General features: G+C 64.8%; 16 protein-coding genes. 9 read left to right on the top strand and 7 right to left on the bottom strand.

The features are described from left to right. Positions 1-99: 99 nt before the first annotated feature. A complete protein-coding gene (locus ABID59_RS20290) occupies positions 100-993 on the bottom strand; it encodes a LysR family transcriptional regulator (protein WP_354084522.1) in 894 nt (297 codons plus the stop codon). A gap of 224 nt (positions 994-1217) precedes the next feature. On the opposite strand from ABID59_RS20290, the gene ABID59_RS20285 reads away from it, so the two are divergent. Genes ABID59_RS20285 through ABID59_RS20265 form a run of 5 tightly spaced genes read left to right on the top strand, consistent with a single transcriptional unit; the run spans position 1218 to position 7210 of the window. Beyond that, on the top strand, positions 1218-1718 hold the full coding sequence (locus ABID59_RS20285) for a formate dehydrogenase subunit gamma (RefSeq protein ID WP_354084521.1): 501 nt from the start codon (positions 1218-1220) through the stop codon (positions 1716-1718). Beyond that, positions 1715-3271: a formate dehydrogenase beta subunit gene (locus ABID59_RS20280; protein ID WP_354084520.1), complete on the top strand. Its 1557-nt coding sequence runs from the start codon at positions 1715-1717 to the stop codon at positions 3269-3271. Before ABID59_RS20285 ends, ABID59_RS20280 begins: the two co-directional genes overlap by 4 nt. A gap of 10 nt (positions 3272-3281) precedes the next feature. Beyond that, positions 3282-6155 carry a formate dehydrogenase subunit alpha gene (gene fdhF, locus ABID59_RS20275; RefSeq protein ID WP_354084519.1) on the top strand — a complete coding sequence of 958 codons (2874 nt, stop codon included), beginning with the start codon at positions 3282-3284 and terminating at the stop codon, positions 6153-6155. A gap of 4 nt (positions 6156-6159) precedes the next feature. Continuing rightward, positions 6160-6990, top strand: a complete 831-nt coding sequence (gene fdhD, locus ABID59_RS20270) for a formate dehydrogenase accessory sulfurtransferase FdhD (protein WP_148751979.1) — start codon at positions 6160-6162, stop codon at positions 6988-6990. Continuing rightward, positions 6977-7210, top strand: a complete 234-nt coding sequence (locus ABID59_RS20265) for a formate dehydrogenase subunit delta (protein WP_354084518.1) — start codon at positions 6977-6979, stop codon at positions 7208-7210. The genes fdhD and ABID59_RS20265 overlap by 14 nt, the downstream gene beginning before the upstream one ends. Positions 7211-7266: 56 nt before the next feature. On the opposite strand, the gene ABID59_RS20260 is transcribed toward ABID59_RS20265, so the two are convergent. Continuing rightward, positions 7267-7830, bottom strand: coding sequence for a TetR/AcrR family transcriptional regulator (locus ABID59_RS20260; protein ID WP_354084587.1), 564 nt, complete (start codon positions 7828-7830; stop codon positions 7267-7269). A gap of 107 nt (positions 7831-7937) precedes the next feature. On the opposite strand from ABID59_RS20260, the gene ABID59_RS20255 reads away from it, so the two are divergent. The 3 genes from ABID59_RS20255 (at position 7938) to ABID59_RS20245 (ending at position 10983) form a co-directional block, all read left to right on the top strand. Next, the gene (locus tag ABID59_RS20255) at positions 7938-8726 is read left to right on the top strand and encodes an SDR family NAD(P)-dependent oxidoreductase (protein ID WP_354084517.1); all 789 of its coding nucleotides are present in this window, start codon (positions 7938-7940) and stop codon (positions 8724-8726) included. 58 nt (positions 8727-8784) lie between these two features. Then, positions 8785-9879, top strand: coding sequence for an alkene reductase (locus tag ABID59_RS20250; protein ID WP_354084516.1), 1095 nt, complete (start codon positions 8785-8787; stop codon positions 9877-9879). A 102-nt stretch (positions 9880-9981) separates the two neighbouring features. Continuing rightward, positions 9982-10983 carry an NADP-dependent oxidoreductase gene (locus ABID59_RS20245; RefSeq protein ID WP_354084515.1) on the top strand — a complete coding sequence of 334 codons (1002 nt, stop codon included), beginning with the start codon at positions 9982-9984 and terminating at the stop codon, positions 10981-10983. A 29-nt stretch (positions 10984-11012) separates the two neighbouring features. On the opposite strand, the gene ABID59_RS20240 is transcribed toward ABID59_RS20245, so the two are convergent. The 4 genes from ABID59_RS20240 to ABID59_RS20225 form a co-directional block, all read right to left on the bottom strand. Further along, the gene (locus ABID59_RS20240) at positions 11013-13988 is read right to left on the bottom strand and encodes a bifunctional [glutamine synthetase] adenylyltransferase/[glutamine synthetase]-adenylyl-L-tyrosine phosphorylase (RefSeq protein ID WP_354084514.1); all 2976 of its coding nucleotides are present in this window, start codon (positions 13986-13988) and stop codon (positions 11013-11015) included. Beyond that, the gene (locus ABID59_RS20235) at positions 13985-15445 is read right to left on the bottom strand and encodes a sensor histidine kinase (protein WP_354084513.1); all 1461 of its coding nucleotides are present in this window, start codon (positions 15443-15445) and stop codon (positions 13985-13987) included. Before ABID59_RS20235 ends, ABID59_RS20240 begins: the two co-directional genes overlap by 4 nt. 355 nt (positions 15446-15800) lie before the next feature. Beyond that, positions 15801-18029: a carboxypeptidase-like regulatory domain-containing protein gene (locus tag ABID59_RS20230; protein WP_354084512.1), complete on the bottom strand. Its 2229-nt coding sequence runs from the start codon at positions 18027-18029 to the stop codon at positions 15801-15803. An 8-nt stretch (positions 18030-18037) separates the two neighbouring features. Further along, on the bottom strand, positions 18038-18430 hold the full coding sequence (locus ABID59_RS20225) for a c-type cytochrome (protein WP_354084511.1): 393 nt from the start codon (positions 18428-18430) through the stop codon (positions 18038-18040). Between the two features lie 115 nt (positions 18431-18545). Between ABID59_RS20225 and ABID59_RS20220 the strand changes: the two genes are divergently transcribed. Beyond that, positions 18546-18713 carry a hypothetical protein gene (locus tag ABID59_RS20220; RefSeq protein WP_502916388.1) on the top strand — a complete coding sequence of 56 codons (168 nt, stop codon included), beginning with the start codon at positions 18546-18548 and terminating at the stop codon, positions 18711-18713. Positions 18714-18770: 57 nt separating this feature from the next. On the opposite strand, the gene ABID59_RS20215 is transcribed toward ABID59_RS20220, so the two are convergent. Then, on the bottom strand, positions 18771-19451 hold the full coding sequence (locus ABID59_RS20215) for a response regulator transcription factor (protein ID WP_354031918.1): 681 nt from the start codon (positions 19449-19451) through the stop codon (positions 18771-18773). Positions 19452-19738 lie beyond the last annotated feature (287 nt).

The raw sequence follows: 19738 nt of genomic DNA, 5'->3' as shown, positions 1-19738 counted from the left end.
TTGAACGAATACCGATACAACGGAGCCTCATCCTGAGGAGACCGCGAAGCGGTCGTCTCGAAGAACGAGGCGCTTGCTCAGCCCCGTCCGCTTTTGTCCCTACAATTGCAGCGTCGGCGCCACCTCGCGCGCGACATTGACCAGCGCCGCGATCAGCGGCGTCATCGGATCGCGCTGCGGGATCACGAGACCGATGCTGTAATTGACCTCGGGATCGGTGATCGGGATCGAGCGGACCTTGTCGGAGAGGCCGAGCGTCTCGGCGAGCTTGGCCGGCATCACGCTCGCCCAGCGCCCGGTCTTGACGTGCGTGTACAGCACCAGCAGCGAGTTCGATGTCAGTGTCGGCGTCGCCTCCGCGCCGACCGAGCGCAGCGCGCGGTCGATGATACGGCGGTTCTGCATGTCGGGCGTCAGCAGGCACAGCGGCACCTGGCCGACCTCGGTCCAGGTCACCGACTCCCGGTCGCCGAACATCGCATCCGGCGCGGTCAGGAGCCGATAGCTCTCGTTGAACAGCGGAATGGTGCGCACCTTTCCGATCGGCTCGTTCTCGATATAGGTCAGCCCCGCATCGACCTCGAGATTTTCGAGCAATCCCAGCACCTCGGACGAGGTGGTGGACTGAATGCGGAAGCGCACCTCGGGATGCTTGGCGCGGAACGGCGTGGTCAGCGCGGCGACCATGCCAAGCACGGTCGGGATCGCCGCGATGCGGATCTCACCGGAGAGCTTGTCCTTCAGCGAGTTGATCTCCTGGCGCATCGCACGGGCATCGCCCACGATTCGCCGCGCCCAGTCCAGTGCCCGCTCGCCTTCGGGAGTGAAGCCCTGAAACCGGGAGCCGCGCTGGACCAGCATCACGCCGAGAATCTCCTCGAGCTGCTTCAGACCGGTCGACATGGTCGGCTGGGTCACGCCGCAGGCCTCCGCAGCGCGTCCGAAATGCCGCTCCTTCGCCAGCGCCAGCAGCAGTTCAAGCTTGTCGAGCAACCGGTCGCCCCCTCGGATTCTGTCGTGGCATACAAGCTAGCACGCCCCACCCTTGCCAACACGTAAAAACCGGCCGGCGGAGCAGCCGCAATCGCATTTTCATATCGGTCGATTGGGCTCGTCAATCGATCTGAATTCGCAATCGCAGCATGAGACAGCTTTATTGATCTTCGAACGATTCCAAATAGTTTGCGACCCAGGGACGCTCTGGTTGAGAACGAAAAATGACAGCGGTTTTTGAGCCTTCTTACGAGCCTTCTTACGAGCCTTGGAACGAGACGCGCGGCGCCGAAATCATCGCCGAACACGCCGGGCAGGAAGGCGCGACGCTCGTGATTCTGCACGCGCTTCAGGGGGCGTTTGGCTATGTGCCGGAGGCGGCGATTCCCATGGTGGCGCAGGCGCTGAACCTCTCGCGCGCCGAAGTGCATGGCGTCTTCACCTTCTACCATGACTTCCGCCACAAGCCGGCCGGCCGCCGTGTGCTGAAGCTGTGCCGCGCCGAGGCCTGCCAGGCCGCCGGTGGCGATGCGCTGGCTGCGCGCGCCGAAGCAAAGCTTGGCGTCTCGCTCGGCAGCACGACTGCGGATGATCGCGTCACGCTGGAGCCGATCTATTGCCTCGGATTGTGCGCGACCGCGCCGTCCGCGATGCTCGATGGCCGCCTCGTCGGCCGGCTCGACGAGAAACGCATCGACGCGCTGGTCGCGGAGGCGCAGCGATGAACATGCGGATCTTCATTCCTCGTGATGCCGCCGCGGTTGCCGTCGGCGCCGATGAAATTGCGGTCGCCTTCGAGCAGGTCGCGGCCAAGCACGGCCTGCCGATCGAGATCACCAGGACCGGCTCCCGCGGGCTCTGCTGGCTGGAACCGATGGTCGAGGTGGCAACCGCCAAAGGCAGGGTCGCATATGGCCCGGTCAGCGCGGAGGACGTCGCCTCCGTGCTCGAGTCGATGGCGAGCAACGGACCGCACGCGCTGCGGCTCGGCGTCGCAGACGAGATTCCCTGGCTGAAGCGCCAGACCCGCCTCACCTTCGCCCGCTGCGGCGTGATCGATCCGCGCTCGCTCGAGGACTATCGCGCCCATGGCGGTTACAAGGGGCTGGAGCGCGCGCTCTCGCTCGGCTCGGATGCGATCCTCACCGAGGTCACCGCATCCGGCCTACGCGGCCGCGGCGGCGCCGGCTTCCCGACCGGCATCAAGTGGAAGACGGTCGCGCAAGCCAGCGCGAACCGCAAATTCATCGTCTGCAACGCCGACGAAGGCGACAGCGGCACCTTCGCCGACCGCATGATCATGGAAGGCGATCCCTTCCTCGTCATCGAGGGCATGACGACGGCCGGCATCACCGTCGGCGCCACCAAAGGCTACATCTACGTTCGCAGCGAATATCCGCACGCGGTCGAGGCAATGAATGCTGCCATCGTCGCGGCGAGGCGCGGCGGCTATCTCGGCGACAGGATTGGCGGCTCGACCCACAGCTTCGATATGGAGGTGCGCGTCGGCGCCGGCGCCTACGTTTGCGGCGAGGAAACCTCGCTGCTTGAGAGCCTCGAAGGCCGCCGCGGCCTGGTGCGCGCAAAACCGCCGCTGCCGGCGCATCACGGCCTGTTCGGCAAGCCGACCGTCATCAACAACGTGCTGTCGTTCGCGGCCATCCCCTTCATCCTCGCCGAGGGCGCCAAAGCTTACGCCGATTTCGGCATGGGGCGCTCGCGCGGCACGATGCCGATACAGCTTGCCGGCAACATCCGCCAGGGCGGGCTGTTCGAGACGGCGTTCGGCGTGACGCTTGGCGAGCTCGTCGACGACATCGGCGGCGGCACGTTCACCGGCCGCCCAGTTCGCGCCGTGCAGGTCGGCGGTCCGCTCGGCGCCTATTTCCCCCGCGCCCTGTTCGACACCCCGTTTGACTACGAAGCCTTCGCCGCGCGCGACGGCCTGATCGGCCATGGCGGCATCGTCGTGTTCGACGACAGCGTCGACATGCGCAAGCAGGCCCGTTTCGCCATGGAGTTCTGCGCCATTGAATCCTGTGGCAAGTGCACACCGTGCCGGATCGGCTCGACACGCGGCGTCGAGACGATCGAGAAGATCATCAACGGCGAGCGGGTCACCGAAAACCTCGCTCTCGTCGAAGACCTCTGCAACACCATGAAATTCGGCTCGCTCTGCGCACTCGGCGGCTTCACGCCCTACCCCGTGCTCAGTGCATTGAAGCATTTCCGGGAGGATTTCATCCCGGCCCCGACCACGCTTCAGGCCGCGGAATAGGAGAACGACGATGTCTCTGATCGAAGAAATCGACTACGGCACACCGCGCTCCAAATCGGAAACGATGGTCACGCTGACCATCGACGGCAACCAGGTCACGGTGCCCGAGGGCACCTCGATCATGCGGGCCGCGATGGATGCCGGCCACCAGATCCCAAAACTTTGCGCGACCGACATGGTCGACGCCTTCGGCTCCTGCCGTCTCTGCGTCGTCGAGATCGAGGGCCGCGCCGGCACGCCGGCGTCCTGCACCACGCCTGTCATGAACGGCCTGGTCGTCCACACCCAGAGCGAGCGGCTGAAGAAGCTACGCAAGGGCGTGATGGAGCTCTATATCTCCGATCACCCGCTCGACTGCCTCACATGCGGCGCCAACGGCGACTGCGAGTTGCAGGACATGGCCGGCGCGGTCGGCTTGCGCGACGTCCGCTACGGCTATGAGGGCGAGAACCACGTCTTCGCCAAATCCCATGGTGAGATCAACGCCGCCTGGATGCCGAAGGACGAGTCCAACCCCTACTTCACCTACGATCCCTCCAAGTGCATCGTCTGCTCGCGCTGCGTCCGCGCCTGCGAGGAAGTGCAAGGCACCTTCGCTCTGACGATCTCCGGCCGCGGCTTCGACAGCCGCGTCTCGCCCGGCATGAGCGAGAGTTTTCTCGGCTCCGAATGCGTCTCCTGCGGCGCCTGCGTGCAGGCTTGCCCGACCGCGACGCTGACCGAAAAGTCCGTGATCGAGATCGGCCAGCCCGAGCACTCCGTCGTCACCACCTGCGCCTATTGCGGCGTCGGCTGCACCTTCAAGGCCGAGATGCGCGGCGAGGAAGTCGTGCGCATGGTGCCGTACAAGGACGGCAAGGCCAATCGCGGCCATTCCTGCGTCAAGGGCCGCTTCGCCTGGGGCTATGCCAATCACAAGGAGCGCATCCTCAATCCGATGATCCGCGAGCGGATCGAGGATCCCTGGCGCGAAGTGTCCTGGGATGAAGCGTTCTCGTTCGCCGCAGCCAGGATGCGCGGCATCCAGACGAAATACGGCCGTGACGCCATCGGCGGCATCACCTCGTCCCGCTGCACCAACGAAGAAACCTATCTGGTGCAGAAGCTGATCCGCGCCGGCTTCGGCAACAACAATGTCGACACCTGCGCGCGGGTCTGCCACTCCCCGACCGGCTATGGTCTGTCGGTCACGTTCGGCACCTCCGCCGGCACGCAGGATTTCGACTCGGTCGAGAATACCGACGTCGCCATGATCATCGGCGCCAACCCGGCCTCGGCTCACCCCGTCTTCGCCTCCCGCCTGAAGAAGCGGCTGCGCCAGGGCGCGAAGCTGATCGTGATCGATCCGCGCCGCACCGAGATGGTGGACTCGCCGCATGTGAAGGCGCTGCATCTGCCGCTGATGCCCGGCACCAACGTCGCCGTCGTGACGGCGCTGGCGCATGTCATCGTCACCGAGGGCCTCGCCAACGAAGCCTTCGTGCGCGAGCGCTGCGACTGGGCCGAGTTCGAGGAATGGGCCGCCTTCGTCGCCCAGCCCAAGCACAGCCCGGAAGCGACCGCCATCCTCACCGGCGTCGATCCGAAGACCTTGCGCGAAGCAGCTCGCATCTACGCCACCGGCGGCAATGGCGCGATCTATTACGGGCTCGGCGTCACCGAGCACAGCCAGGGTTCGACCACCGTGATCGCGATCGCCAATTTGGCGATGGCGACAGGCAATATCGGCCGTCCCGGTGTCGGGGTGAACCCGTTGCGCGGCCAGAACAACGTGCAGGGCTCCTGCGACATGGGCTCGTTCCCACACGAGCTGCCGGGCTACCGTCACATCTCCGGTGATGCCGTGCGCGACCAGTTCGAGGCGCTCTGGAACGTCAAGCTCAATCCGGAGCCGGGCCTGCGCATCCCGAACATGTTCGACGCCGCCATCGAAGGCACGTTCATGGGGCTCTACGTGCAGGGCGAAGACATCCTGCAATCCGATCCCAACACCAAGCATGTGGTGGCGGCGCTGTCCGCGATGGAATGCGTCATCGTCCACGACCTCTTCCTCAACGAGACCGCGAACTACGCCCACGTCTTCCTCCCCGGCTCGAGCTTCCTCGAGAAGGACGGCACCTTCACCAATGCCGAACGCCGCATCCAGCGCGTTCGCAAGGTGATGTCGCCGAAGAACGGCATGGCCGACTGGGAGGTCACCATCGCGCTCGCCAAGGCGATGGGATTCGAGATGAACTATAGCCATCCCTCGGAGATCATGGATGAGATCGCCGCGCTGACGCCGACCTTTGCCGGCGTCTCCTACGCCAAGCTGGACGAGCTCGGCTCGGTGCAGTGGCCCTGCAACGAGAAGGCGCCGGAGGGTACGCCGGTGATGCATATCGGCGGCTTCGTCCGTGGCAAGGGCAAGTTCGTCGTCACCGAGTATGTCGCGACCGACGAGCGCACCGGTCCGCGCTTCCCGCTGCTGCTCACGACGGGCCGCATCCTCAGCCAGTACAATGTCGGCGCGCAGACAAGGCGCACCGAGAACGTGGTCTGGCATGCCGAAGACCGGCTGGAGATCCATCCGCACGACGCCGAGCAGCGCGGCGTGCGCGACGGCGACTGGGTGCGGTTGCAGAGCCGCGCCGGCGAGACCACGCTGCGCGCGGAGCTCACCGACCGCGTCGCGCCCGGCGTCGTCTACACCACGTTCCACCACCCGGACACGCAGGCCAACGTGATCACGACCGAGTATTCGGACTGGGCCACCAACTGCCCCGAATACAAGGTCACGGCGGTGCAGATCTCGCCGTCGAACGGCCCGTCCGACTGGCAGAAGTCCTACGACGAGCAGGCGCGGCATTCCCGCCGCATCGCGCCGGCCGAGGCCGCGGAGTAACCGCATGCACGTGCCGGTCCAGGCCATCGACCGCGAGATCTGGCGCGATGGCACCGCGTCCGAAGGGGCGCGGCTGATCCCCGAGGAGACGCCGCTGGCGCTGAGCTATAATGGCGGCACCTATGCCGTCATGATGGGCACGCCGCAGAACCTCGAGGATTTTGCCGTCGGCTTCAGCCTGGACGAAGGCATCATCAAATCGGTCGACGACATCAAGTCGCTCGATGTAGTCCGCCTCGACGACGGCATCGAGCTGCGCATGTGGCTCGAGCAGGACAACGCCGCGCGCATCAGCGAGCGCCGGCGACACATCGCAGGTCCGACCGGCTGCGGCATCTGCGGCATCGATTCGATCGCCGAGGCCGTGCGCCCGGCCGCTGTGGTGCCGCAGGGACAGACCTTTACGCCGCAGCAGATCATGACGGCGATGCAGGCGATCGCCCCCCTGCAATCGATCAACATGCAGACCCGGGCGGTCCACGCCGCGGCCTTCTGGTCACCATCGAATGGCATCGTGGCGCTGCGCGAAGACGTCGGCCGGCACAACGCCCTCGACAAGCTCGCCGGTTCGCTGGCGCGCAGCCGCACGGGCGCAAGCGCCGGCATGGTGCTGCTGACGAGCCGCGTATCGGTCGAGATGGTGCAGAAGACAGCCGCCATCGGCGCGCCGGTGATGGTCGCGGTCTCCGCACCGACCGCGCTTGCGGTGCGCACCGCCGCGGCCGCCGGCATCACGCTGATTGCAATTGCCCGCAACGACGGGTTTGAAGTGTTTACGCACCAGGGCCGCGTCACGGCTCATCGTGCTCCGGAGATTATCGATGTCGTCGCCTGATCGTCTCGTCTACATGGCCAACCAGATCGGCACGTTCTTCCGCAGCCAGGGCCACGACAAGGCCGTGCCGGGAATCGCCGACCACATCAAGAAGTTCTGGGATCCCCGGATGAAGCGCGCGATCTTCGCGCATCTCGACGCCGGCGGCACAGGCCTCGAGCCGAACGTGCTCGAGGCCCTGACCTCGCTGAAGCAGGCCAGGCCGACCGAGATCGGGTGAACAGCGGCCGGCCCGGTTTGCGATCGGAAGGGACGGGTCGCTCGGCGCCATAGCAATCATGTAGCGGACGCCTGGTCGATCCCGGCATCAACCCAGGCACGTGTCTGCTCCAGCACCTCATCCGAAAGCGCGGGATCGTCGATCGCCCGGGCGAGGATCACCGCGCCCACCATCGCCGCCCAGCTTCCGATCGCCACGCGGCGTCTGTCTGCCGTATCCACCTTCGGGAGCGCCTCGCCGATACGGTCGACCTGCGACCGAAGGGCTTGCGTCATGGCCGCGCGTGCAGCCGGACTCTGATGGCGAATGGCGGCAGCAAGGCCCGCGGTCGGGCAACCACCGGCGGCGTTGTCGCGATGACGGGGCGCAAGATAATCGTCCACATAAGCGCGAAAATCGCCCCCTCCGTCCGCGTCGAGAGCGAGGACATGGGCAAGAGTCTGCGCGATCAGGTCGTCCTTTGAGGCGAAATGGCCGTAGAAGCCGCCGTGGGTGAGCCCGGCGGCCTTCATCACCTCCGCCACGCTGACCGCGTCGAAGCCCTTATCGCGAAATAGTCGGCTGGCAACCTCCAGAATCCGGCGACGATTCTCCGACATCTGTTCTCGACTGACCTTCATTTCAAAATTCTCCGACGCCCCGTTGACATTTACATGATGATTATCATATTTAGCTGTAATCATGACGGTCGTCATGAATATATTCCATTCGAGAAAAGAGCAATGCCATGACCGTCGTTCCGTCCGTTCTCGTCACCGGCGCCTCCACCGGCATCGGAGCTGCCTATGCCGAACGCTTCGCGCGCCGCGGGCACGACCTCGTGCTGGTTGCCCGTGACAGGGCACGAATGGAGGCTCTGGCGGCCCGTCTGCGTCAGGAAAATGGCGTGGCGATCGACATCATCCAGGCCGATCTTACACAGCCTGCCGAGCTCGCCACGGTCGAGGCGAGGCTGCGCAATGACGCCCGCATCGGGATCCTCATCAACAATGCCGGAACGGCGATCGGCGGAAGCTTTATCGAGCAGAGCACGGATGACGTGGCGCGGCTCGTTGCGCTCAACACGACCGCACTTCTGCGGCTTGCCAGCGCCATGGCCCCGCGTCTTGCGAAGGCCGGCGAAGGAGCGATCGTCAACATCGGCTCTGTGGTCGGCCTGGCACCGGAGTTCGGCATGACGGTCTACGGCGCAACCAAAGCCTTCGTGCTGTTTCTCTCGCAGGGGCTGAGCCTCGAGCTCGCGCCGAAGGGTGTGTACGTCCAAGCCGTGCTTCCCGCCACGACGCGGACCGAGATCTGGGGCCACGTCGGCGCCGACGTCAACACGCTTTCCAACGTAATGGAGGTGAACGATCTGGTTGATGCGGCGCTGGTCGGGTTCGACCGCCGCGAACCGGTGACGATCCCGCCGCTTCCGGATGCCGGGCAGTGGGACGCGCTTCAGGCCGCACGCCAGGCAATGCTCCCGAACTATCGGAACGAACGTCCCGCCGAGCGGTACCGCGCGCTCGCCTGAGCACAGCGAAACATTTCGATAACAACCCCGCCGCGGCGGCGACAAACGAAAGTGATCGATGACAAGCAAAACGCTATTTGAGCCTTATCTTCTCGGCTCGCTGACCCTTTCCAATCGGATCGTCATGGCGCCGCTGACGCGCAATCGTGCTGGGTCGGGCTTCGTTCCGGGCACTCTCGCCGCGGAGTATTACGGCCAGCGCGCGTCGGCGGGCCTGCTGATTTCCGAGGCCACGCAGGTCTCGCAACAGGGACAGGGTTACCAGGACACGCCCGGCATCTACTCCCAGGCTCAGATCGACGGCTGGCGCAAGGTCACGACCGCCGTTCACGCCAAGGGAGGGCGGATTTTCCTTCAGCTCTGGCATGTCGGCCGCGTATCGCACGTCGACCTGCAAGACAACGGTGCCGCGCCCGTGGCCCCCTCGCCGATCCGCGCGCGCACCAAGACGTTCGTCCACAACGCCTTCGTTGACGTCTCAGAGCCTCGTGCGCTGACGCTCGAGGAGCTTCCGGGGATCGTGAGCGATTTCCGGCAAGCGGCAGCGAACGCTATTGCGGCCGGCTTCGACGGCGTGGAAATTCACGGCGCCAATGGCTATTTGCTCGACCAGTTCGCCAAGGACGGTGCCAATGTCCGCACCGATGCCTATGGCGGATCGGTCGAGAATCGCGCCCGGCTGATGCTGGAGGTTACGGCTGCGGTCGTCGAGGAGATCGGCGCCGGACGCACCGGAATCCGGATCTCGCCCGTATCGCCCGCCAATGGCGTTTCGAGCAGTGATCCTCAGGTCCAGTTCGACTACATCGTCGATCAACTCAACGCCTTGGGCATCGTCTACATCCATGTCGTCGAGGGCGCCACAGGCGGATCGCGCGATGTCGCACCGTTCGACTTCGGATCGCTGCGTCGGCGGTTCAAGAATACATATGTTGCAAACAACGGTTACAACCTCGAACTCGCAGCTTCGCGCCTCTCCGAGAGCAAGGCGGACCTGTTCGCCTTCGGCCGACCCTTCATAGCCAATCCCGACCTCGTGGACAGACTGAAGACCAGCGCGACGCTGGCGGAGTTCAATCCGGCGACGCTCTATGGCGGTGGCTCGGCCGGCTATACCGACTATCCCACCATCGCAGCCGCAAGCCGCCCCTGACCCCTGAGGGGCCGCGCGCGGCAGCGGCCCGATCCTGTTATGTGCGACAATGGTTCTCCCGCCAACGCATGGCGGTCGTGAGAGCTCGGAGAACGGACCATCATGAAGGCCTTCATCCTCGATAAATACAAGAAGCGCGGTGCCCTGCGCTTCGGCGACATGCCAGAGCCGACGTTGCAGGACGACGACGTTCTGATCGAGATCCACGCGGCCGGGCTCAACGTTCTGGACTCCAAGATCCGGGATGGGGAATTCAAGCTCATCCTGCCCTATCGCCCGCCCTTCGCCCTGGGACACGACGTGGCCGGAACCGTGGTTCGGGTCGGATCGAAAGTTCGGCGCTTCAAGCCAGGCGACGAGGTCTACGCCCGGCCGCGTGATGGCCGGATCGGGACGTTCGCGGAGTACATCGCCGTCAATGAAATCGATGCGGCTCTGAAACCGAAAAACCTCAGCATGGAGGAAGCGGCTTCCATCCCCCTTGTAGGTCTGACCGCCTGGCAGGCGCTGGTCGAGCGGGCCGCACTGAAGAAGGGGCACAAGGTTCTGATCCATGCCGGCTCGGGCGGCGTGGGCACCCTCGCCATCCAGCTGGCGAAGCATCTCGGCGCAACCGTCGCGACGACGACGAGCACGGCGAACCTCGAACTGGTCAGGAGCCTCGGCGCCGACGTCGCCATCGATTACACGAAGCAGGAGTTCGAGAAGGTCCTGTCCGGCTACGACGTGGCACTGAACAGCCTGGGCGGCGACACGCTGCAAAAGTCGCTGAGCGTGTTGGGGCCGGGCGGCAAATTGATTTCCATCTCCGGCCCCCCGGACCCCGATTTCGCCAGGGAACAAGGACTGAACTGGTTCCTGCAACAGGTCACGCGCCTTCTGAGCTTCGGCATCCGAAGCAAGGCCAAGCGCCGTGGCGTCAGCTATTCGTTCCTGTTCATGCGCGCGAACGGCGATCAGCTGGGCCATATCGCTTCGCTGTTCGAAGCCGGGATCCTTCGCCCGGTCGTTGACCGGATCTTCCCGTTCGAAGCTACCAGCGAGGCCTTGGCTTACGTCGAGACGGGACGCTCCCGAGGCAAGGTCGTCGTCAAGATCCGGTAGGCGAGGAGCGTGACCATGGCCCTACGAGTCTACGGCCTGGTTGCTTCCAACAGCGCGCTGAACACCCGCCGCACCTCGCCCTGCGTCTCCTTGACGCGCGCCTCCAGCGACGAGAAATCCGGCGCATCGCCGGCGCGCGCCATCACGCGCTGCAGGTCGGTGCCCGCCGTTTCCGGCCTGAAGCGGTCGCTGACGCAGAGCCGCAGAATCTGCGTCAGATCGTGATAGAGGCGCGCCGCGGCGCGCAGGATCTCAGCTTCCGATTGCGGCAGCACGCCGAGCCTGGCGGCGTTCTCCAGCACCTGTACCGTGCTGACGTCGAGAATGTCCGGCTTGTCGTGGGCATGAACGAGCTGGAGATATTGCGCGATGAAGTCGATATCGACCATGCCGCCGGCGGCATATTTCAGGTCCCAATAATCGGTCTCGCCCTTTTCCTGCGCGATCGCGCGGCGCATGTCGGCGACGTCGTTGGCGATGATTGCGGAATCGCGGCGGCGGGTCAGGACGTCGCGAATGATGCTCTCGATCCGCACGGTGAATTCGGGCGATGCCGAGACCACGCGCGCACGCGTCAACGCCATGTGCTCCCAGGTCCAGGCCTCGTTGGCCTGATAGTCCGCGAAGGAGACGAGACTTGATGCGACCGGGCCGGCGCGTCCCGACGGCCGCAGCCGCATGTCGATCTCGTAGAGCACGCCGTAATTGGTGCGGGTGGTGAAGGCGCTGATCAGGCGCTGGGTGAAGCGGGCGAAGTAATGCGCACCCTGCAGCGACTTCCGGCCGTCGGAGTCCGGATTGTCGCTGTCGAAATCGTAGAGCAGGATCAGGTCGAGATCCGAAGACGCCGTCATCTCGCGGCTGCCGAGCCGGCCCATGGCGATGATCGCTGTCTCCTGCCCTTCGATGCGCCCATGCTGGTCGGCGAAGCGCTCGGCGACAAGGCCATGCACAGTGTCGACGATGCCCTCGGCAACGTCGGCGAAGGCAGTGCTCGCCTGCTGTGCCGAGACGGTCCCGGAGAGGATGCGCGTGCCGATCAGGAACAGGCTCTCCTGCCCGAACAGGCGCAGGCGGTCCAGAAACTCCTCGTAGGAGCCCGCGTCCTGCACCGTGGTCGCAAGCCGCGCCGACAATTCCTGCTTGTCCGGCATCGCGCCGAAGAAACGCGGATCGATCAGGCCGTCCATCAGCTGCGGCTGCCGCGCCAGCATCTCGCCAAGCCGGGGCGCCGCGCCAAGCACGAGTGCCACGAGCGCAACGAGATCGCGGTTCTGGCCGAGCAGCGTGATCAGACGGCCGCCGCGCTGGAGCGCCTGGAGGAACTGGTCGAACGCGACGACGGCGCGATCCGGCCCCTCGGCATGCGCGAGGCCGTCGATCAGAGCCGGCACGAACTCGACGAAGGCGTTTCGCGTCTGCTCGTTACGGAAGACGCGGTAGTCGCCGGTGAGCCAGTCGCAGACGGTCTGCGCCACGGCAGCGGGCTTCTTGAATCCGAGCGTCGTCAGGTGCTGAAGCAGGCGCGGATCGTCGGGACCGGCGCGATAATCGATCGCGGGCAGGCTTGCCGTGCCGGTCGGGTCGTCGCCCTCGAACAGTTTTTCGTAGTGTCCCTGGACGATCTCGAGCTGGCGCAGCAGGTCGCGCGCGAAGGTCTCGCGGCTGTCATAGCCGAAGAACCAGGCGAAGCGTTGCACCGCCTCCTTGTCCTCGGGCAGTGCATGGGTCTGCTCGTCCGCGATCATCTGGAGACGATGCTCGACCCGGCGCAGGAATTCGTAGGCCGTGGTCAGCTCGTCGCGTGCATCGAAGGTGATCCAATTTCTATCAGCGAGCACATTGAGCGCGGCGAGCGTCGGCCGCACCCGCAATTCCGGATGGCGGCCGCCTGCGATCAGCTGCTGGGTCTGCGCGAAGAATTCGATCTCGCGGATGCCGCCACGGCCCACCTTGACGTTGTGCCCCTCGACCGCGATCTCGCTCTGGCCGCGATAGGTCTGCATCTGCCGCTTCATGTCGTGCACGTCGGCAAGTGCTGCGAAATCGAGATGCTTGCGCCACACAAAGGGGGATATCTCGGCGAGCAGCGCTTCGCCCGCCCTCGCGTCGCCGGCGCAGGCATGAGCCTTGATCATTGCGGCGCGCTCCCAGGTGCGCCCTTCCCGCTCATAGTAATGCAACGCGGCGTCGCGTGAGATCGCAACTTGCGTCGAGGAGGGATCGGGTCGCAGCCGCAGATCGACACGGAAGACGTAGCCGTCATAGGTGCGCTGCTGGAGAATGCGCGCCATGCCCTGCGTCACCCGGACGAAGAACGGCTGTGGCTCGATATCCGGCGCAAGTGTCGTCGCATCCGGATCGAAGAACACGATGAGATCGATGTCGCTGGAATAGTTCAGCTCGCCCGCGCCCATCTTGCCCATCGCGAGCACGATCAGGCCGCAGCCGACCTCCGGCGCCTCGGGATCGGACGGCACGAGCTTGCCGCGTGCGGCTTCCTGTCGCAGCAAATACTGCAGCGCCGCCTGCACCGAGGACACCGCTAGATCGGTCAGCGCGGCCGTCACCCGCATCACCGGCCAGACTCCGCCGATGTCGCACAACGCGATCAGGAGCGCTGCCTCCGCCTTCATGCGACGAAGCAGCCGCATCACCTCGGCTTCGTCCGGGGCGGCGAGCACCGCGCCTCTCGCCTCGGCGATCAGCGCAGCGAAATGCGCATCCGGTTCGCATTCGAGCAGCCGGATCAGGCGGAGCGGATCGGCGCGGACCAGATCGAACAGATAAGGCGAGAATTCCGCGACACCGGCGAGAATAGTCCGGGCAAAGGGATGGACCAGCAGCGCTTCAACACGGGTCGATTGCGCCGGCTCGAGCGCGGCCAGCCAATCTTCAAAGCGACGTTCGTCGGTTGTGGAAGCGGCAATATGGGGAGCCTCCGCGAACCGCGCGGCTAGGCTCTCACCATGCTTGTCCGCGTTTCCCGGCGCGGAGTGGTTCATGCCACCTTCTGTGGCACATCCGGTATTGGAGGGGCAACCCTGTCGCTGGCGCCCGCACGCGCCGGAAGCACCAGCGTGGCAATGAGGCCAGGCTGGGCATCGCCCAGCCGCAATTCGCCGCCATGCAATGTGGCAACGGCGGACGCGAGGCTGAGGCCGAGGCCGGAGCCCGGCATGGTGCGGCTCGCCTCCAGCCGCACGAATCGCTCGACGACGTGCTTGCGGTCGGCCTCGGGAATTCCCGGGCCGCGGTCGGTGACGCTGAGCAGCACCTGGTCGCCCTCGCGCTTCGCCTCGATCGTGATCTGACGGGCGTCCATGCTGACCACGGGTCCGGCCGCCTGCGCCGCCGGCTTGCCGTATTTGATCGCGTTCTCGACGAGATTGGCGAGCGCCTGGCTGATCAACTCGCGATTGCCGTGAATGGTCGCGGCCTGCGCCTTGACCTTCAAGGTCATGCCGTCGTCCTCGGCCAGCGGCTCGTACAGCTCGTGGATGCCGTTAGCGACATCGGCGGCGTCGAAATCATCCATATTGCCGCGTGCCTGACCGGACTCGGCGCGCGCGATCATCAGCAGCGCGTTGAAGGTGCGGATCAAGCCGTCGGATTCCTCGATGGTCCGCTCCAGCGCGGCCCGATAGTCGGCCTCGCTCCCCGATTTCGCCAGCGCCTCCTCGGCGCGGTTGCGCAGCCGCGTCAGCGGCGTCTTGAGGTCGTGGGCGATGTTGTCGGAGACTTCCTTCAGTCCCGCCATCAGCGCTTCGATCCGCTCCAGCATGGCGTTGAGGTTTTCGGCGAGGCGGTCGAGCTCATCGCCACTGCGCCCGACGGGCAGGCGCTCGCTGAGATCGCCGATCATGATGCGATGGGCCGTGCCGGACATCGCGTCGATGCGCGTCAGCACCCTGCGCGCGACGAAGACGCCGCCGCCGAGGCCAAGCACCACCACGATCAGCACCGACCATTGCGCCGCCTTGGCGACGATGCCGAACAGCCGCCGTCGCTCGTCGAGATCCCGGCCGATCAGGAGGCGGAAGCCGTTCTCCAACTCGGTAACGCGCACCAGCGCGCGATGATCGTGTTCGTTGGCGTCCTCGATCCGCCTGTAGGCCGTCTCCGACCAGCCGCGCGTTGCCATCACGCCCGGCGCCAGCGAGCCGACATTGCCGGCAACCGCCTGCCCGGTCGGCGTGGTCACGAGGTAGAGATTGGCGCCCGGCCGCAGCGCGCGATATTCGATCGCGCGCACGAGACCGAACAGGCCGCGGCGCCCGTAGATCTCGTTGATTTCCGAGGTCTCGGCATTCACCGTCTGCGTGATCTCTTCGGTGATCAAACGCCGCGTGTTCCAGGCAAAATAGCCGAGCAGCGAGGCCGCAAAGATCGCAAACAGGAACAGGTAGACCAGCGTCAGCCGGAATGCCGTGGTGCGGATAAGTTTACCGAATGCCGTCACGGATCAAGTACCGATTTCGAGGTGAGTGTGGGATGTCACGGCCTATCGTCCGCTATCGAGACCATCGAAAACACCCAATGCCTTCTCTCCATTCTGCATCGTCCTTTATCACCGGCTATCGTCGCGGCGCGAGCTCACATTCTGGACAATTGCCCGGGCTTGGCAGCTGGGTACGCTGACATGAAAGCCTAAGGCTTTGTTAAATCCCGCAAAACTTAAATCTTGGCCATGTGGCGACCACAATGGACCGTGGCTTCTTGCTGCCGGTTTGTCGAGCAGGGCGGCACCGTCCAGCGGGCGGCCGCGCCACAACCTCGCGGTCGAGCGGCTGCGCACCACAGCTGCGGCGCCGATCCTAGTGAGCTACGGGATCCGGACGCAGCTGAAACTGGACGACCAACGGACTGGATCGCGTGGCCTCCGTCGCGCCTGGCGCGCCGGGATGGGGTGCGTCAGTCCCCTCAATATGAACTGGGGTGCGGTTGCCGGACGTCACCCACAACCCGCGGCCTTTCCAGCCCGCGGTAGGATCATCGATCCGCCCGTCGATCTGCTTGGCGAAGAACCCCATCGGATAGGGAACGCGCAGCTCGACGAAGCGGCCATTCACCAGCGCATGCAGTGAATCGGACTGGTTGCCGGTTGCGATCGGGGTATTGGCACCTAGCCCGAGGATGTCATGCTGATCGACCCAAAGATAATACGGGTTCTCTGCCGCAGCCGTATCGCCCTGTAGCGGCGGTCCCGGTAACGGATAGAAGCTCCAGCCTTCGGGGCATCTGTCGCCCTGCTCCGCTCCGGGACCGTTCAGCGGGCCTTTGCATTTGCGGCGATCGAAGCTGCCGATATGGCCGCTGTCGAGCGGGACCCACACGACGCCGTCACGATCAACATCCATGCCGCGGATGCCATAGCCGGGTAGTGGCACTCTGTAGACCTCGGATAATGCGGTGTCGGGCGGATTTGACCCAGGATCGACGCGAATGATGTAGCCAGGATGCGGGAGGCTCGAGCCCCAGATCGAACCGTCCAGCGGGCTTGCCGAGATGCCGTACAGACCGAGCGGAATGCGCGTATCCTTGCTTGCATCGACCGGCTGGCCGGGCTCGTTGTAGCCTTCGTCGCGCCTGCCATTGCCGTTGGTGTCGACCACGAGCGCCGTCCAGCCCTGCGCGGCCGCCGCGTCGCCATCCGACCAAAACCTCTTGGTATTCACCCATCCGACGACTGCGTTCCTTCCTTGCGTATTGTTGCTGAACCAAAGCGTATTCGCTTCATCCTCGGCAAAATTCAGATGCTGGGTGCCGAAACAGGTATCGATGAATGTGAACTTCCCGGTGCGAGGATCGTAGACCGTCACTTGCCGCGAGTTCTGGCTGAATCCCTCCGGCCTCGCCGTGAGCGGATAGAGCTGGGCTGAACGAAGCGGCGAGTCTTTGCCGCAATAGACGGGCACTTCCGCCGGCGATCGCGTTTGGGCCGTGAAATAGATCCGGCCATCCCGGTCCATCGCTGGCGAATGGGCATTGACCTGGCTGTCCCATACTTGCTCGCGCCCGAAGTAGGGCGAAGATGCAAATACCGGGTTGGCCAATGCCGAGCTCGGAGTGCTCTCGGGCTCGCGGACCGGCACGTCGACGACGCTCTTGACGTCGTGCACGGGATCGAGCACCGGCATCGTATTGCTGCTGAGCTCGGTCGCACCATAAAGCGGGCCGTTCGCATTCACGGTCGGCTGCCGCTTGTCGGTTGCCGCGAGGTCATGCAGGTAGTGCTTCGGATCGAGCCAGTCGCGTATCGTGACGACGAGATTGCGCTCGATGCCCATCGGCCGCGACGGTGCAGTCCTTGGAAGCTCGCCGGCCTTGATGCGATCGGTCCAGTCCGCAAGCGCGGCGAGGTGACCGCCATCCGGCGTCAACAGGCGGCCCATCGTGCGCACCATGGTTGTCCCGCCGGGCCCCGATTGCAGTCGCCGCGCCCACGCCGCAACACTCGACTGAAGGTGATCGAACGCGGGCGGGACGGTGCGTGTGGCATAATTCCCGATCTGATGACAATTGCCGCAACCGTTGGTCTTGATGACGTCGAGCCATTGATCGCGAGTCTTGAATTCACTGGGAATGCCGTTGCCATTGGCGCCGGTGCCGGGAAATTTGTCCGGGCCGGGCGGCTTGAGCAGCGAGAACCAATAGATCGCGGGATAGTATTGTGCCGCCGCTGCACGATCCGGCGCAATCACCGCATCCAGCATCAACCGTTGGCCTCGCTCGCCGCCGACTTTCGGCGAGTCGACAAGACCATAGCCGCGGCTCCAGACCTGGTAGTGCGCGGCCGGAAGATCGGGAATGACGAAGCGTCCCGCATCATCTGTCACAACGACCTTCGCGAAACGCGTGCCGAGATCCTGGGTCTCGGCGATCACCCAGACCCCGCCTTCCGGTCCGTCCGCGCTTCGGACAGTGCCGCCGATGTCGTGAGCACCGATATCGACCGACAACGTCTGCTGTGCAGATGCAATTGGCAGGCGCGCAAACGCAAATACCAGCGCCAATGCCGCGATTGGGCCAATCCGTGGTGCCATGGACGCCTCTATTTCTGACTCGCCACGTAGGCAATGAGATCGTCCAGTTGCGAGTCCGCGATCCCCTGAAACACCGACATCCTGTTGCCGGGAATCATGAGGTTCGGCGCAACGACGAAGGAGGCAATCTCATCGGCCCCCCAGGTCCAGCTCGCCGCAGCGAGAAATTCCGGCGAATATTTGTATCCTGGTGCGGTCCCGGCCTTGCGCCCCGCGATCCCAAACAGATTCGGCCCAAAACGATTTGGCTCGCCTTTGCCGATGGTGTGACACAGCGCGCATTCGCGACTGAAGATCACGGCGCCTTTCACCGGGTCGCCGGCCGCGCAAGCAGGGTCGATAGCAATGCCGACCGCCGCCGCTGCCAGCACAAGACGGCGCGCAACCGCGAACAACTGCACGGAGCGGCTCCCTGTTCGAATTCCGGCGACAACACGCCTCGATAGCCTCGGTTCCTACTGACCACACCAGCCTCGAAATCAGCACCGGAAACTTCAACATCCGGTGATGCGAGACGTGGTGGATGAAACCGGCCGGCTCGGCCAGCCGTTTCTGGGCAGCGGCGAGGTCGGCCAGGGACCAGCAGCGGCTTCGATCGCGAATGCGATTGCAAATGCCACCGGCAAGCGCCTGCGGGATCTGCCGCTAAGGCGAGAACGGGTCAGAAGAGCAATCCAGGCCTAGCTGGAGTCCGGTCCTGCTCTGTCTGGAGCCGGCACACATGAATTCCTTACGGAGACTTCAGCGTATCCCGTCGCGGATCATGTACCCGGCGCCGCGGATCGTGTGCAGCAGCGGCCGGTCGAAGCCCTTATCGATCTTGGAGCGCAGCCGCGAAATGTGCACGTCGATCACGTTGGTCTGCGGATCGAAATGATAATCCCAGACGTTCTCCAGCAGCATGGTGCGCGTCACCACCTGGCCGGCATGCTTCATCAAATACTCGAGCAGGCGGAATTCGCGCGGCTGCAGCGTCAGCTCGTCCTTGCCGCGGGCGACGCGGTGAGAGAGCCGGTCGAGCTCGAGGTCGCCGACACGGTAGAGCGTGTCCTCGGCGGGACCGCCGCGGCGGCGCGACAGCACCTCGACGCGGGCCAGCAGCTCGGCAAAGGAATACGGCTTTGGCAGATAGTCGTCGCCGCCGGCGCGCAGGCCCTTGATGCGATCGTCGACCTGCCCGAGCGCAGAGAGAATCAGCACCGGCGTCGTATCGCCCTTGTCGCGCAGCGAGCCGATCAGCGACAGCCCGTCGCGCTTGGGCAGCATGCGGTCGATCACCAGCACGTCGTAATCGCCGTTCTCGGCCATGACGAGGCCCTCCTCGCCGTCACCGGCGTGGTCGGCAATGTGTCCGACCTCGCGGAACGCCTTCACGAGATAGTCGGCGGATTCGCGGTCGTCTTCGATGATGAGGAGGCGCATTGTGCGTTCGGCGGCGGTCAAGGAGATCAACCTTCTCTGAACATGGCGCGAGCGGCAATCGCATGCAAGCCAAGCGAACGGGACTTCTTAGGCAAACAGGACTTGGGTAGGCAAAAAGGCGGGCGGTGAAGCTGGGGGGACCTCACCGCCCTATGCCTTCCGACGGAGGGGGGCGTAATTCCACCGGAAGGTAGGCATGGGGAGCAGGCGTTGCGCTGCTCCCCGGAAGAGTGCCGGCGGCGGGGGCGACTGATGCCGGCGACACTCTTCATCTCGCAAGCCTCCTG

The organism is Bradyrhizobium sp. S3.3.6 (assembly GCF_040546905.1).
In the GTDB taxonomy this organism is placed as follows: Bacteria; Pseudomonadota; Alphaproteobacteria; order Rhizobiales; family Xanthobacteraceae; genus Bradyrhizobium; species Bradyrhizobium cytisi.
The sequence above is the reverse complement of the archived record's forward strand: the minus strand, read 5'-3'. Positions and strand labels throughout refer to the sequence as shown.